10 protein-coding genes are annotated in these 15,434 nt (G+C 66.6%); 8 read left to right on the top strand and 2 right to left on the bottom strand.

Features of this window, described 5'->3' with window-relative positions; translation table 11 throughout:
- The first annotated feature begins 24 nt into the window (after positions 1-24).
- The 5 genes from gspD to AC07YZ_RS14550 all read left to right on the top strand — a co-directional run bounded on the left by gspD (position 25) and on the right by AC07YZ_RS14550 (position 8,012).
- On the top strand, positions 25-2,202 hold the full coding sequence (gene gspD / locus AC07YZ_RS14570; protein ID WP_494795253.1) for a type II secretion system secretin GspD: 2,178 nt from the start codon (positions 25-27) through the stop codon (positions 2,200-2,202).
- Positions 2,203-2,212: 10 nt separating this feature from the next.
- Positions 2,213-3,655 (top strand): type II secretion system ATPase GspE, encoded by a 1,443-nt coding sequence (gene gspE, locus AC07YZ_RS14565; RefSeq protein ID WP_226494330.1) that lies wholly within the window; start codon positions 2,213-2,215, stop codon positions 3,653-3,655.
- Positions 3,656-3,821: 166 nt separating this feature from the next.
- On the top strand, positions 3,822-5,051 hold the full coding sequence (gene gspF, locus AC07YZ_RS14560; RefSeq protein WP_494795252.1) for a type II secretion system inner membrane protein GspF: 1,230 nt from the start codon (positions 3,822-3,824) through the stop codon (positions 5,049-5,051).
- 165 nt (positions 5,052-5,216) lie between these two features.
- The gene (locus tag AC07YZ_RS14555; RefSeq protein WP_494795251.1) at positions 5,217-6,113 is read left to right on the top strand and encodes a 5'-nucleotidase; all 897 of its coding nucleotides are present in this window, start codon (positions 5,217-5,219) and stop codon (positions 6,111-6,113) included.
- A 123-nt stretch (positions 6,114-6,236) separates the two neighbouring features.
- On the top strand, positions 6,237-8,012 hold the full coding sequence (locus AC07YZ_RS14550; RefSeq protein WP_494795250.1) for an ABC transporter ATP-binding protein/permease: 1,776 nt from the start codon (positions 6,237-6,239) through the stop codon (positions 8,010-8,012).
- A 6-nt stretch (positions 8,013-8,018) separates the two neighbouring features.
- Here the strand turns inward: AC07YZ_RS14550 and AC07YZ_RS14545 are convergent, their stop codons facing one another.
- Together AC07YZ_RS14545 and AC07YZ_RS14540 are read right to left on the bottom strand one after the other, a co-directional pair.
- Positions 8,019-8,939 (bottom strand): alpha/beta fold hydrolase, encoded by a 921-nt coding sequence (locus AC07YZ_RS14545; protein WP_494795249.1) that lies wholly within the window; start codon positions 8,937-8,939, stop codon positions 8,019-8,021.
- Between the two features lie 39 nt (positions 8,940-8,978).
- Complete coding sequence (locus AC07YZ_RS14540) at positions 8,979-10,439, bottom strand: efflux transporter outer membrane subunit (RefSeq protein ID WP_494795248.1); 1,461 nt, start codon at positions 10,437-10,439, stop codon at positions 8,979-8,981.
- 87 nt (positions 10,440-10,526) lie between these two features.
- On the opposite strand from AC07YZ_RS14540, the gene AC07YZ_RS14535 reads away from it, so the two are divergent.
- The 3 genes from AC07YZ_RS14535 to AC07YZ_RS14525 all read left to right on the top strand — a co-directional run bounded on the left by AC07YZ_RS14535 (position 10,527) and on the right by AC07YZ_RS14525 (position 15,431).
- The gene (locus AC07YZ_RS14535) at positions 10,527-11,147 is read left to right on the top strand and encodes a TetR/AcrR family transcriptional regulator (protein WP_494795247.1); all 621 of its coding nucleotides are present in this window, start codon (positions 10,527-10,529) and stop codon (positions 11,145-11,147) included.
- Positions 11,148-11,235: 88 nt separating this feature from the next.
- Positions 11,236-12,354: an efflux RND transporter periplasmic adaptor subunit gene (locus tag AC07YZ_RS14530; protein ID WP_494795246.1), complete on the top strand. Its 1,119-nt coding sequence runs from the start codon at positions 11,236-11,238 to the stop codon at positions 12,352-12,354.
- Positions 12,351-15,431, top strand: coding sequence for an efflux RND transporter permease subunit (locus AC07YZ_RS14525; RefSeq protein WP_494795245.1), 3,081 nt, complete (start codon positions 12,351-12,353; stop codon positions 15,429-15,431). Before AC07YZ_RS14530 ends, AC07YZ_RS14525 begins: the two co-directional genes overlap by 4 nt.
- The last annotated feature ends 3 nt before the right edge of the window (positions 15,432-15,434 follow it).

Below are 15,434 nucleotides of genomic sequence, written 5' to 3'. Positions count from 1 at the left end.
CGGACTTCGCGATAGGATCAAATCATGACTCTGCACTCTCACCACGCCCCCACCGGCACGCCCCGGGCGCCGGTCGCGGGCCGCACGCTGACGGCGCTCGCCCTGCTCGTTGGCCTGGCCTGGAGCCCCCTGCCCTGGCCGGCGGCCCATGCCCAGGGCCGCGCCAGCGAACCGGTGACGCTCAATTTCGTGCAAGCCGAGATCGAAGCGGTGGCGCGCACCATGGCCACCATCACCGGCCGCAACGTGGTGGTCGATCCGCGCGTCAAGGGCACGATCAACCTCTCGACCGACCGGCCCGTGCCGCCCGCCGTCGCGCTCAACCAGTTCGGTGCCGCGCTGCGCCTGCAGGGTTTTTCGCTGGTGGACACGGACGGCCTGTACAAGGTCGTGCCCGAGGCCGACGCCAAGCTGCTGGGCAACCCGGTGAACGCGGGGTCGGTGACCTCGCTCGCGTCGTCCAACCAGATCGTCACCCAGATCTTCCGCCTCAACCACGAGGCGGCGAACAACCTGGTGCCGGTGCTGCGCCCGCTGATCGGGCCGAACAACACGATCAACGTCAACCCCGGCAACAACTCGCTGATCATCACGGACTACGCCGACAACCTGCGGCGCATCGGCCGCATCATCAACGCGCTGGACGTCTCGGGCGCGACCGATGTGGAGATCATCCCGCTGCGCCACGCCATCGCCGCGGACCTGGCGCCGCTGGTGCAGCGCCTGATCGACTCGGGCACGAGCGGCGCGCCCGCCGGCGCCGCGCAGGCCGACCAGTCGTACAAGACCACCCTGGTGGCCGAACCGCGCAGCAACAGCCTGGTGCTGCGCGCGGCCAACCCGGCCCGCCTGGCACTGGTGCGCTCCCTGGTGGACAAGCTGGACCAGCCCACCGCGGAGAGCGCGGCGGGCAACATCCACGTGGTCTACCTGAAGAATGCGGACGCCACCGCACTGGCCACCACGCTGCGCGCGGCCATGGCCGCCGGCTCGGGTGGCGCAACGGCCAGCGTCGCGTCCAGCAGTCCGGCCCCTCAGATGCGCGCCGCCACCACGGCCAGCACCGGCGCCAGCGCCGCGACCACCCCCGTGGCCGCCAGCGCGGCCCCGTCCACCGGCGGCCAGATCCAGGCCGACCCGGCCACCAACGCGCTCATCATCACCGCGCCCGAGCCCCAGTACCGGCAGCTGCGCGCCGTGATCGACCAGCTCGACGGGCGCCGGGCCCAGGTCTATGTGGAGAGCCTGATCGCCGAGGTCAACGCCGACAAGGCGGCCGAGTTCGGCATCCAGTGGCAAGGCCCGCTGGGCCAGGTCGGTAACAGCCTGATCGGCCTGATGGGCACCAACTTCGGCACCAACGGCAACAACATCCTGACCAATACCCTGGCCATCGCCGAGGGCGACTACAGCAGCGTCAAAGCGCCCGGCGCGGGCCTGAACATCGGCGCGGCCCAGCGCAAGGACGGGGTCTACGTGCTGGGTTTCCTGGCGCGCTTCCTGCAGCAGAACGGCGACGGCAACATCCTCTCCACCCCCAACCTGCTCACGCTGGACAACGAGGAAGCCAAGATCGTGATCGGCCAGAACGTGCCCTTCGTGACCGGCCAGTTCACCAACACCGGCAGCAACGAGGGCTCGGTCAACCCGTTCCAGACCATCGAACGCAAGGACGTGGGCCTGACCCTGCGCGTCAAACCGCAGATCAGCGAGAACGGCACCATCAAGATGACCATCTACCAGGAGGTCAGCAGCGTGCAGGCGTCCTCGGTCAACTCCACCACCGGGTTGATCACCAACAAGCGCACCATCGAGTCCACGGTGCTGGTCGACGACGGCGCCATCGTGGTGCTCGGCGGCCTGCTGCAGGACGAGTACGCCGGCAACCAGGACAAGGTGCCCGGCCTGGGCGACGTGCCCTTCTTCGGCAACCTGTTCAAGAGCGAGACCCGCAGCCGCAAGAAAACCAACCTGATGGTCTTCCTGCGCCCGGTGGTGCTGCGCGACGCGCGCCAGACCAGCAGCCTCTCGCTGGACCGCTACGAACTCATGCGCTCGGTGCAGAAAGACGTGCAACCCGCGCCCAGCAGCGTGCTGCAGATCAACGAGGCGCCGGTGATGGCGCCGCAGCGGGCCCCCGCGGCCCAGCCCGCGACCACCGCACCCGCCACGCCAGAGCCGTCGGGCACGCCCGCGCAGTGAGCGCCGCACCATGAAGTACCCCTTGCCCTATGCCTTTGCGCGCGAGCACCTCTGGCTGCTGGAAGACAGCGGCGAGGGCCTGACCCTGCTGGGCAGCCACAGCGCCGTGAGCGACCCCGCCGTGCAGACGCGGCGCCTGTCGGCGCTGTCCGAGATCCTGCGCTGCCACGACGTGCGCGAACTGCATTGGGAAGCGGGCGACACCCTGGCCCAACGCATCAGCGCGGCCTATGCCCAGGGCGAATCGAGCGCGGCGGCGGTGGTCAGCGAAGTGCAGAGCGACGCCGATCTGAGCCGCATGATGCAGGAGCTGCCCGCCATCGAGGATCTGCTGGAAACCGCCGACGACGCGCCCATCATCCGCATGCTCAACGCCTTGCTCACGCAGGCCGCGCGCGACGGCGCGAGCGACATCCACATCGAGCCCTACGAGCGCCACTCCAGCGTGCGCTTCCGGGTCGACGGCACGCTGCGCGAGGTGGTGCGGCCCAACCGCGCCCTGCACGCCGCGCTGATCTCGCGCCTGAAGATCATGGCCGAGCTCGACATCTCCGAAAAGCGCCTGCCGCAGGACGGCCGCATCTCGCTGCGCATCGGCACGCGCGCGGTGGACGTGCGCGTGTCCACCCTGCCCAGCGCGCACGGCGAGCGCGCGGTGCTGCGCCTGCTCGACAAGAGCGAGAGCAAGCTCAACCTCGAAGCCGTGGGCATGCAGGGCGACGTGCTCACCCGCTTCAAGCACCTGCTGACGCAGCCGCACGGCATCATCCTGGTCACCGGCCCCACCGGCTCGGGCAAGACCACCACGCTCTACGCCGGCCTGCAGCGGCTGGACGCGAGCACGCTCAATATCATGACGGTGGAAGACCCGATCGAATACGAGCTGGCCGGCGTGGGGCAGACCCAGGTCAACCCCAAGATCGACCTCGACTTCGCCAAGGCGCTGCGCGCCATCCTGCGGCAAGACCCCGACGTGATCATGATCGGCGAGATCCGCGACTTCGAGACCGCGCAGATCGCCATCCAGGCCTCGCTCACCGGCCACCTGGTGCTCGCCACCCTGCACACCAACGACGCGGCCAGCGCCGTCACGCGCCTGACCGACATGGGCGTGGAGCCCTTCCTGCTCAGCAGCTCGCTGCTGGGCGTGCTGGCCCAGCGCCTGGTGCGCAAGCTGTGCGTGCACTGCCGCGAGCGCGACGAGCAGGGCCACTGGCGGGCCGTGGGCTGCGAGCGCTGCAACCACGTGGGCTACAAGGGCCGCACCGGCATCTACGAGCTGCTGGTCTGCGACGACCCGATGCGCAGCCTGATCCACAACCGCGCCGCCGAAAGCGAGCTCATCGCCACGGCGCAAGCGGCCGGTCTTCGCTCCATGCGCGAAGACGGCCAGCACCTGGTCGAGGCGGGTATCACCTCGGCGGCCGAGGTGATCAGCGTGACGCGAGACTGATGCTCCCCCCGCGCCGCTTCGCGTCACCCCCCAGGGGGCAACACCTACGGCCCGGCGAAGCCGGTTCCGTGGTGTTTCCGGGCTCAGGCATAGCGCGCCGGTGCGGTGTCTGGTTTTGGGGTGGGTGCTCGGTGCAACACGTCCCATGATCTGCTGAACCTCCTCCATGCCCGCCTATTCCTTCGAAGCCCTGGACGCCCAGGGCGCCACCCAAAAAGGTCTGATCGACGCGGACACGGCGCGGGCGGCGCGGAGCATGCTGCGTGCGCGTGCGCTGGTGCCGATCCTGGTCGAACCCGCCACCGGCTCGGGCAGCCGCGCGCGCGCGGGCGGCCTCAACATCACGCTCTGGGGTGGCCGGGTTTTCAACGCCACCGCGCTGGCGGTCTGGACCCGGCAGATCGCCGGGCTGGTGGCCGCGGGCCTGCCGCTGGAGCGCGCGCTGGCCGCCTTGACCGAAGAGGCCGAGAACGACGCCCAGCGCAACCTCATGGCCTCCCTGCGCTCCGAGGTCAACGCCGGCTCGCCGTTCGCGCGCGCCCTGAGCGCGCACCCGCGCGAGTTCTCCGACATCTACACCGCCGTGATCGCCGCGGGCGAACAGAGCGGCCAGCTCGGCACCGTGCTGGAGCGCCTGGCCGACGATCTGGAGGAGCGCGAGGCGCTCAAGAACAAGCTCATCGCCGCCTCGCTCTATCCGGCCATCGTCACGCTGGTGGCGATCGTCATCGTGGTGTTCCTGGTCAGCTACGTGGTGCCCCAGGTGGCGGGCGTGTTCGCCGGCAGCAAGCGCGCCCTGCCCGTCCTGACCGTGATGATGCTGGCCATCAGCGACTTCGTGCGCAGCTACGGCTGGTTCCTGCTGGGCCTGCTGATCGCCGCCGCGGGCGCGCTGGTGATGGCGCGGCGCCAGCCTGCGCTGCGCCTGCGCATGGACGCCGCCTGGCTGCGCCTGCCCCTGGTGGGCAAGCTCGCGCGCGGCTACAACGCGGCGCGTTTCGCCGCCACGCTGGCCATGCTGGCGGCCGCGGGTGTGCCCATCCTGCGCGCGCTGCAGACCGCGGCCGAAACCCTGAGCAACCAGGCCATGCGCGCCGACGCGCTGGACGCGCTGGTGCTGGTGCGCGAGGGCGCGCCGCTGGCCTCGGCCATCGCCAGCAAGAAGCGCTTCCCACCGTTGGTGGCGATGTTCGCCCGCCTGGGCGAGCAGACCGGCCAGCTGCCCGCCATGCTCGGGCGTGCCGCCAAACAGCTCGGCGCCGAGGTGCAGCGCCGCGCCATGCACCTGGCCACCATCCTGGAGCCACTGCTCATCGTGGGCATGGGCGCGGTGGTGATGCTGATCGTTCTGGCGGTGCTGATGCCGATCATTCAGCTGAATCAATTGGTGAAGTAGGTCCACCCCCGTCGCTGCGCTCCGCCCCTCAAGGGGCAATGCGAGCGGCCCGGCGGAGCCGGTTCCGCCGCATTCCCGGCGGGGCTTCCCCTCTCTTGTCGCGCCTCTTCGCTGTTCGGCTACGCTTCGCCATTCCTGTTCGTCTTCTACTCCGGGACCTGACCCATGGCTGCAACACTCGATGGTCAATTGGTGGTCGCGATTTCTTCGCGGGCGCTGTTCGACTTTGAAGAAGAAAACCGCCTGTTCGAAACCGGCGACGACCGGGCTTACATGCAGCTGCAGCTGGACCGGCTGGAGCAGCCGGCGCAGCCGGGGGTGGCGTTTTCGCTGGTGCACAAGCTGCTGGCCTTCAACGACGCCACGGCCCAGCGCGTGGAGGTGGTGATCCTCTCGCGCAACGACCCGGTCTCGGGCATGCGCGTGTTCCGCTCCGCCCAGCACTACGGCCTGCCCATTCAGCGCGGCAGCTTCACGCGCGGCCAGCCCCCCTGGCGCTACCTGCGCCCGCTGCGCGCCAACCTGTTCCTCTCGACCCACCTGGCCGACGTGCGCGCCGCGCTCGACGCCGGCGTGCCGGCCGCGCAGGTGTACCCGCTGTCGGTGCACGCCAGCGACGCCCACCCGCACGAGGTGCGCATTGCCTTCGACGGCGACGCGGTGCTGTTCTCCGACGAAGCCGAGCGCGTGTTCCAGGCCGAGGGCCTATCGGCCTTCCAGGCGCACGAGGCCAGCAAGGCCGCCCAGCCGCTGGCCGGCGGCCCGTTCAAGCCCCTGCTCGAAGCCCTGCACCGGCTGCAAGCCGAAGGCACGAGCGCCATGCGCATCCGCACCGCGCTGGTCACCGCGCGCAGCGCCCCGGCGCACGAGCGCGCCATCCGCACGCTGATGAACTGGAACATCGAGGTGGACGAGGCCATGTTCCTCGGCGGCCTGCCCAAGGGCGAGTTCCTGCGCGAGTTCGAGCCCGACTTCTTCTTCGACGACCAGACCGGCCACATCGAGTCGGCCGCGCTGCACGTGCCCGCCGGGCACGTGGCCAGCGGCATCTCGAACACATGACCCACCCCGGCGCAGCGCTGCGCGCGTCTTCCCCTCAAGGGGACGCTGCGAGTGGCCCAGAAAAGCCGGTTTCACCGCAGCCTGTTTTCAAGACACCTCGCTCCACCCGTTGAGAGACTTCCCATGACAGAACCCCTCTCCAAACTCAAAAGCTTCCGCCAGTTCGCTGGCAAGGTGGGCCGCCTGGCCCTGCCCTATTTCAGTTCCGAAGAAAAATGGAAGGCGCGCGCCCTCCTGGCGGCCATCGTCGCGCTCAATCTGGCCGCGGTCTACATGTTGGTGCTGCTCAACGAGTGGAACCGCGGCTTCTACGACGCGCTGCAAAACAAGGACCAGCCGGTCTTCTGGCGCGAGCTGGGTCGCTTCACCTACCTCGCCTTCGCGTTCATCGTCATCGCGGTCTACCGCTTCTACCTGACGCAGTTGCTCCAGCTGCGCTGGCGCAACTGGATGACCGCCCACTACCTGGACCGCTGGTTGTCCAACAAGGCCTTCTACCAGTTGGAGCTGGCGCGCTTTTCCAAAGAGGCCGACGCGCCGCCCGACAACCCGGACCAGCGCATCGCCGAAGACCTGAACCTGTTCACCGGCGACACCGTCGGGTTGACCATGGGCCTGATGAATGCCGTGGTCACCCTGGTGAGTTTTGTCGGCATCCTCTGGGGCCTCTCCGGCAGCTTCGCCTTCGACTTCAACGGTGGCTCGTACGTGATCCCCGGCTTCATGGTCTGGATGGCGGTGGCCTACGCGCTGGCCGGCAGCGTACTCACGCATTACATCGGCCGCCCGCAGATCGCGCTGAACTTCAAACAGCAGCGCTTCGAGGCCGACTTCCGCCACCACCTTATGCGCGTGCGCGAATACAGCGAGTCCATCGCGCTGGACCGGGGCGAACCGGTGGAGCGCACACAGCTGGGCGGGCGCTTCACCACCCTGCTCGGCAACTACCTGAGCCTGATCAAGGCGCAGAAGCGGCTGATCTGGTTCAACACCTTCTACGGCCAGGCCGCCGTGGTGTTCCCCTTCATCGTGGCCGCGCCGCGCTTCTTCAGCGGCGCCATCCAGCTCGGCGAGCTGATGCAGATTTCGTCCGCCTTTGGCCGCGTGCAGGACTCGCTCTCGTGGTTCGTCGACAACTACAGCAGCCTGGCCGCCTGGCGTGCCACCACCGACCGGATCATCAGCTTCGAAGAGAGCTTCCAGGCGCTACAACAGGCCGAGCTGGCCCACACCCAAGACGCCACCCAGAGCGACCACCTCAGCGTGGACGATCTGCACATCGCGCTGCCAGGCCAGGTGGCGCTGCTCAGCGGCAGCGGCCTCACGCTGTCGGCGGGCGACACCCTGTTGATCAAAGGCCCCTCGGGCAGCGGCAAGTCCACGCTGTTCCGCGCGCTGGCCGGCATCTGGCCCTGGGCCCGCGGGCGACTGCACCTGCCGACCGACTTCGACGACCGCGTCATGTTCCTGCCGCAAAAACCCTACTTCCCCAACGGCCCGCTGCGCACCGCGCTGGCCTACCCCGCCACGCCTGAGAACTACACCGACGCCGAACTGCAACAAGCCCTGCGCAACGCGCTGCTGCCGCGGCTGGCCGACGAGCTGGACCGCGAAGACACCTGGGGCCAGAAGCTCTCGGGCGGCGAACAGCAGCGCCTGGCGATCGCCCGCGCCATCCTCAAGAAGCCCCGCTGGCTGTTCGTGGACGAGGCCACCAGCGCCCTCGACGAAGCCGCCGAGGCCACGCTGTATCAGCGGCTGCGCGCCCTGGTGGCCGAGCAGGACGGTGCCCTGATCTCCATCGCCCACCGCCCGGCGGTGGGGGCGTTTCATGCGCAGCAGTGGACGCTGGTGGACACGGACGGCGGCGAGAGCCGCTTCAAGCTCGTGGCGAGCTGATGCTTGTCATGGCGAACGCCCGGACAGGATGATGTCCGCCACCTCGCCGGGGTTTTCCAGCGCTGTGAAGTGCCCCGATTTTTCGATCGTCCTCAACCTCGAATGGGCAATGGCCTGTCGGTTTCGCAATCTTTCTTCCGGGTTTGACCAATCCTCATTGCCATAGATGAAGGTGACGGGAACCGCGACCCTGGAATAGAGTTGCCGGGCTTCTACCCACGTTGTCCAGTTCTTGAATACGGAATATTCGGCACGGCGATAGCCGTCACGTTGGCCGGTCCGAGAAAATTCGGTCAGCATTTTTTCCGGCAACCGGGATGCGTCATGAAAGCCCCCTCCCAGCACGGCGGCGGTGACGAATCTCGGTTCGAATGTATAGGGGCCAAATACCTGGAACAGACCGACCATCCAGCCGCTTCTGCTCCGACGTATGCCGCCGCCAAAATCCTCTCCGTAATCGTAAGGATTCAGGGAAACAACCCTCTTGACCCTGTCAGGCAACTCTGCGGCGACGGTCAATGCCAGGACACCGCCAATGGACTCCCCCACCAGGGTGGCATCTTTCAGATCCAGCCTGGTCATGAATTCTTTCACCGTCTGGCGCAGAAATTCTTCCGTGTAGTCAACCGGCGGCAGGCTGGATTGCCCATGCCCCGGCAAATCCAGCGCGTAAACCTGGTACTGCCCACTGAGTTCGGGCACCAGCTTTTCAAAATAATCGAGTTGTGTGCGTATGGTGTGCAAAAGCACCAGCGGTTGGCCGGTGCCAGTGCGCACATACCTCAAGGAAATGCCGTTGCTCAATTGCAAGGTTTCTACCCTGTCCTGGCTCCACCGATACGTGTATTCACCTTCGCTGGTGTTCGCGCAGCCGCTGATGAACAGCACCAGGACAATGCCGGTCAAGATGGAAACGATATAGCTCATGGTGTGGACCTCAAGACATTGGGCAGGTAGGCAGGCTGGTTACAGGGTCGCCACGTTCGCCGAATCACGGTCCCGCCAACCGCCCCCAAGCGCCCTGAACGCCGCCACCGCGGCCCGTGCCGATTCCGTTTGCGCCTGTGCGTGTGCATCCGAGGTGCGCAACAGGTTTTCGTCGGCCTGCAGGACCTCGATCAGGCTGAGCACCCCTTTTTGATATCCCGCCAACGACGCGTCTCGCGCGCGGCCCAGTGAATCCACCCCATTGGCGAGAACAGCCGCCTGCTCTTCCCGGTTGACCAGCGCCGAAAAGGCGTTTTCCACATCCTCCGTGGCCCGCAGCACGGCAAGCCGATAGGCCGCCAGCACTTCGGCCTCCCGGCCTTTGGCCTGTTCAATTTGCGCGTTGATGCGCCCAAAATCGAACAGACGCCAACGCAGGCCCAGCACGCCGGCCGCCTGGCCAGCACCGCTGCTGAACAGATGGCCACCGGACACCGATGTCGCACTGCCGATCAGCCCGCTCAGAGAAAGCTTGGGGTAGTACTCGGCCATGGCACCACCAATGCGCGCATTCGATGCGGCCAGGCGGCGCTCGGCCACGATCAGATCGGGCCGACGCCTGAGCAACTCACGCGGGGACCCGGCGGCCGTGATCTGGGGGGCGACCGGGACATTCCCGGCTCCGACCAGCTCCGCCCGATGCGTGCCGGGCGGCGAGCCCAGCATCACGTCCAGTGCGTTCATGGCCACGTCCAGACCCGCCCCAAGGACCGGGATGGATGCCCGCACCTGGGCCAGCGCGCCTTCGGCCTGCCTCACCTGAAGCTCGGCCACCAAGCCTTTGCCATACAGACGCTGGATGGTCGAGAGCAGTTCTTGTTGCGTCTGCACCTGCCGCTGCGCAATGGCCAGGCGGGTTTGCAGTCCACGGATGCTGATGTAGAGGTCGGCGGTCTGGGCCGCCACAGCCAACCGCGTGGCGGTGGCCCCCGCTTCCGACGCCTGGTACTCGGCAAGCACCGCTTCCCGTTCGCGGCGCAGACCTCCGAACACATCCAGTTCCCAACTCGCCCCCAGATGGGCGTCGTAGGCATTGCCGTAACGGTCGAAACCGGGTGTCGAGCTCAAGATCTGCCCCAAGGGCGTCTCGGCGGATTGGTAGGCCCTGGCAGCTTGGCCGGTGATGTTGCCTATTGGCAACAACGCGGCATGGGCCGCACCCCAACCGGCACGCGCTTGAGTGACGCGCGCGGAGGCCTGCGCCATGTCCAGGTTCTGTTCCAGCGCCAGCGTGACGAAGCGTGTCAGCTGCGGATCACCAAAGGCCGCCCACCACTCGGCGAGATCGGCAGGGGCCGTCGCCGGTCTGCGGTCCACGGCCGCTTGGCCCTGGAATCGCTCCAGCATGGGCACATCGGGCCGGACGTAATCGGGGCCGACCGCGCAACCCGCCGTGAGGCAGGCCACCGCGATCGCGGCAAGGGTGTGTTTGTGCAGCATGGATTTCTTCCTTGAAAAAACAATAGTGACCATAATACCAAACAGTCACTAGTTGTCCAGTCTTTTGAAGTGACGTAAGCTGGCGCCATGACGAAAACCAGCACCCCCCTTCCCGCTTCGACCCGAGGTCCGGCCGACCACGAGGTGCGAGACCAGATCGTTGCCGCCGCCACGGAACACTTCAGCCGCTACGGCTACGAGAAGACAACCGTCTCCGATCTCGCCAAATCCATCGGCTTCTCCAAGGCCTACATCTACAAGTTCTTTGGATCCAAGCAAGCCATTGGCGAGGTGATCTGTGCGAACTGCCTGCGTGAGATCGAAACCGAGGTCGGCGCAGCCGTCGCTGGGGCAGACGCGCCCCCGGAGAGGCTGCGGCGGATGTTCAAGGCCCTGATAGAGGAGAGCCTTCGCCTGTTTTTTCAGGATCGCAAGCTCTACGAGATCGCCGCTTCGGCCGCCACGGAGCGCTGGCAGGCCGTTCTGGCCTATGAAGAACGCATACAGACGCTGCTTCGAGATGTGTTGCAGGAGGGTCGCCAATCCGGTGACTTCGAGCGCAAGACGCCCCTGGACGAGACCGCCATGGCGATCTACCTGGTCATGCGGCCTTACCTCAATCCGTTGCTTCTGCAACACAGCTTTGAGTACAACAAGGAGGCGCCGACGCTCCTGTCGAGCCTGGTGCTGCGAAGCCTGTCACCCTGATAAAAAAAGAATGTGAGATGTGACTATTGACTATTTTAGTCACTAGTTTCACAATGGAGGTCCTATTCACTTTGTCAGTGGGACTTCCATGCGCCGGCGTTACCTCACTTCATTTACAACCTTTTGCGCACTGCCGTTTGCGTTGATCGCATGCGGCGAAAAGGCGCCAACCACCGATCCACGTACCGAGGTGCCCCTCGTGCGCGCCGCCACCGTCGAGGGAGCAGCCGCTTCCTCACGTTCGTTCACGGGAACCATTGCCGCCCGGGTGCAGAGCGACCTGGGTTTTCGGGTCACCGGCAAGGTTCTGGAGCGGCTGGTGGACGCCGGGCAAACCGTCAAACGCGGCCAGCCGCTCATGCGCATCGACCCCGTCGATCTGAAGCTGGCAGCGCATGCACAACAGGAGGCGGTTGCCGCCGCACGGGCACGCGCGCAGCAGACGGCGGAGGATGAAGCCCGCTACCGCGACCTGCGCGGAACCGGTGCGATATCGGCGTCGGCCTACGACCAGATCAAGGCCGCGGCAGACGCAGCCAAAGCCCAGCTCAGCGCAGCCGAGGCCCAGGCTGACGTTGCCCGCAATGCGAGCCGATACGCGGAATTGCTTGCCGACGCCGACGGCGTCGTCATGGAAACGCTGGCCGAACCCGGCCAGGTCGTCAACGCGGGGCAACCGGTGGTGCGCCTGGCCCACGCCGGCCGTCGCGAGGCGGTTCTCCAGTTGCCGGAAACCCTGCGCCCGGCCATCGGATCGGAAGGACAGGCCACGCTGTTCGGCAAAGACGGCGTGGTCGTTCCGGCCCGGCTGCGGCAGCTCTCGAATGCGGCGGATCGGCTCACCCGCACTTTCGAGGCGCGGTACGTGCTGGAAGGCGAACTGTCCAGCGCCCCGCTGGGTGCCACGGTGGTGATCCAGATCCCGGACGGCCATTCCTTTGGCCAGGCAGACGTGCAGGTACCGATCGGCTCCGTGTTCGACGCGGGCAAGGGGCCGGGGGTGTGGGTCATCCATGGCGAGCCGGCCAAGGTGTCCTGGCGACCGGTCGCGGTCCAGCACCTCGATGACGATGGCGCACGCGTCGCGGGGCAGATCCAGCGGGGCGACCGGATCGTCGCGCTCGGCGCACATCTGCTGCGCGAAGGCGAGCAGGTCCGGGTGGCGGGTCTTGCCACCACCCCCGTGGCCCAGGGAGTGCACCCGTGAGCGAAAGCCGTTTCAACCTGTCGGCGCTCGCGGTACGCGAGCGCGCCATCACGCTGTTCCTGATCATCTTGATCTCGATCGGCGGGGTCATGTCCTTCTTCAAGCTGGGGCGGGCGGAGGACCCCTCATTCACGATCAAGGTGATGACGATCATCACGGCCTGGCCCGGCGCGACCGCGCAGGAGATGCAGGACCAGGTCGCCGAGAAGATCGAAAAGCGCCTGCAGGAGCTGCGCTGGTACGACCGCAGCGAGACCTACACCCGTCCTGGCTTGGCGTTCACCACGTTGACCTTGCTGGACAGCACCCCGCCATCGGAAGTGCAGGACGAGTTCTACCAGGCCCGCAAAAAGGTCGGCGACGAAGTGCGCAACCTGCCGCCCGGCGTGATGGGGCCGTTTGTCAACGACGAGTATTCCGATGTGACTTTCGCCTTGTACGCCCTCAAGGCCAAGGGCGTGCCGCAGCGCGAGCTCGTCCGCGACGCGGAAACGCTGCGCCAGCGCCTGCTGCACGTGCCCGGCGTGAAGAAGGTCAACATCGTTGGCGAACAGTCGGAGCGCATCTACGTCGAGTTTTCGCACGAGCGCCTGGCCACCTTGGGCGTCAGCCCGCAGGAGGTGTTCGCCGCGTTGGGCAGCCAGAACGCCTTGACACCGGCCGGCTCCGTCGAGACCAAAGGGCCCGAAGTGTTCATCCGCCTGGACGGCGCCTTTGACGAGCTGCAGAAGATCCGCAACACGCCCGTGATGGCGCAGGGGCGCACGCTGAAACTGTCGGACATCGCCACGGTGAAGCGGGGTTACGAAGATCCGGCGACGTTCATGATCCGCAACGGCGGCGAACCCGCCCTGCTGCTGGGCATCGTCATGCGCGACGGCTGGAACGGGCTCGACCTGGGCCAGGCGCTGGACAGCGAGGTGACCGCGATCAACACCGAGCAGCCGCTGGGCATGAGTCTGGCCAAAGTCACCGACCAGGCCGTCAACATCAGCTCGGCGGTCGATGAGTTCATGGTCAAGTTCTTCGCCGCCGTGCTGGTGGTCATGCTGGTGAGCTTCGTGAGCATGGGCTGGCGTGTCGGGGTCGTGGTTGCGGCGGCCGTGCCACTGACGCTGGCCGTCGTCTTCGCGGTGATGCTCGCGACCGGCAAGAATTTCGACCGCATCACGCTGGGGTCGCTGATCCTCGCGCTGGGTTTGCTGGTGGACGACGCGATCATCGCCATCGAGATGATGGTGGTGAGGATGGAAGAGGGCTACAACCGCGTGGCCGCTTCGGCCTATGCCTGGAGCCATACCGCGGCACCCATGTTGTCGGGCACGCTGGTCACGGCCGTTGGCTTCATGCCCAATGGCTTCGCCCGGTCCACCGCGGGCGAGTACACCAGCAACATGTTCTGGATCGTCGGCATCGCGCTCATCGCCTCGTGGGTGGTCGCCGTGGTGTTCACCCCCTACCTGGGCGTCAAACTGCTGCCCGACATCCGGAAGACCCACAGCAGCCACACCGCACTCGCCACCGCGCTCTACAACACGCCACGCTACAACCGCTTCCGCCAGTTGCTGGGGCGCGTCATTGCCCGCAAGTGGATCGTCGCCAGCACGGTGATCGGCCTGTTCGTGGTGTCGGTGCTCGGCATGGCGGTGGTCAAGAAACAGTTCTTCCCGATCTCCGACCGGCCTGAAGTGTTGGTCGAGGTGCAGATGCCCTATGGCACGGCGATCACCCAGACCAGCGCCGCTGCACAGAAGGTGGAAGCCTGGCTGGCCCAGCAAGAGGAAGCCAGGATCGTCACCGCCTACGTGGGCCAGGGCGCGCCACGCTTCTATTTCTCGATGGGGCCGGAACTGCCCGATCCGTCGTTCGCCAAGATCGTGGTGCGCACGGACAACCAGGACGAGCGCGAGGCGCTGAAACACCGGCTGCGCCAAGCCATCGCCGACGGCCTGGCCCCCGAGGCACGTTTGCGCGTCACCCAACTGGTGTTTGGCCCCTATTCGCCCTACCCCGTGGCCTACCGGGTCTCGGGCCCCGATCCCGACAAGTTGCGCCAAATCGCGGCTGACGTGCAACAGGTCATGGACGCCAGCCCACTGATGCGCACGGTCAACACCGACTGGGGCACGCGCACACCCACCCTGCATTTCACCTTGCAGCAGGACCGGCTGCAGGCCGTGGGGCTGAGCTCCAGCGCCGTGGCGCAACAGTTGCAATTCCTGCTCAGCGGCATTCCGGTCACCGCCGTGCGCGAGGACATCCGCACGGTGCAGGTGGTCGCGCGCTCGGCAGGCAACAACCGGCTCGACCCGGCCAAGATCGGCGACTTCACGCTGGCGGGGGCCAACGGGCAGCGCATCCCGCTGTCGCAGGTGGGCCAGGTCGAGGTGCGCATGGAAGAACCGGTCATGCGCCGGCGCGACCGTGTGCCGACGATCACCATCCGTGGCGACATCGCCGAAGGCTTGCAGCCGCCGGACGTGTCGACGGCCATCACCCAGCAGCTCCAACCCATCGTGGACAAGCTGCCGAGCGGCTACCACCTCGCAGAGGCCGGCTCCATCGAAGAATCGGGCAAGGCAACGCTCGCCATGCTGCCGATCTTCCCCATCATGCTGGCCATCACCCTGCTCATCATCATCCTGCAGGTGCGCTCGATCGCCGGAATGGTGATGGTCTTCCTGACCAGTCCGCTGGGGCTGATCGGCGTGGTACCAACCCTGCTGCTGTTCCAGCAACCTTTCGGTATCAATGCGCTGGTCGGCCTGATCGCCTTGTCGGGCATCCTGATGCGCAACACGCTGATCCTGATCGGGCAGATCCGTGAAAACGAAGAAGCCGGGCTGGATCCCTACCGTGCGCTGGTCGAGGCCACTGTGCAGCGCGCGCGTCCGGTGATCCTGACCGCACTGGCGGCGATCCTGGCCTTCATCCCGCTGACCCATTCGGTGTTCTGGGGAACGCTGGCCTACACGCTGATCGGCGGCACCTTCGCCGGGACGATCCTGACGCTCGTGTTCCTGCCGGCCATGTATTCCATCTGGTTCAGGATCAGGCCAGCCCCTTCACAAAGCTGATCC

The organism is Hydrogenophaga sp. GW101-3F08 (genome assembly GCF_059424585.1).
Note: the sequence above shows the minus strand (reverse complement) of the source record. Positions and strands in the feature narration are given on the sequence as shown.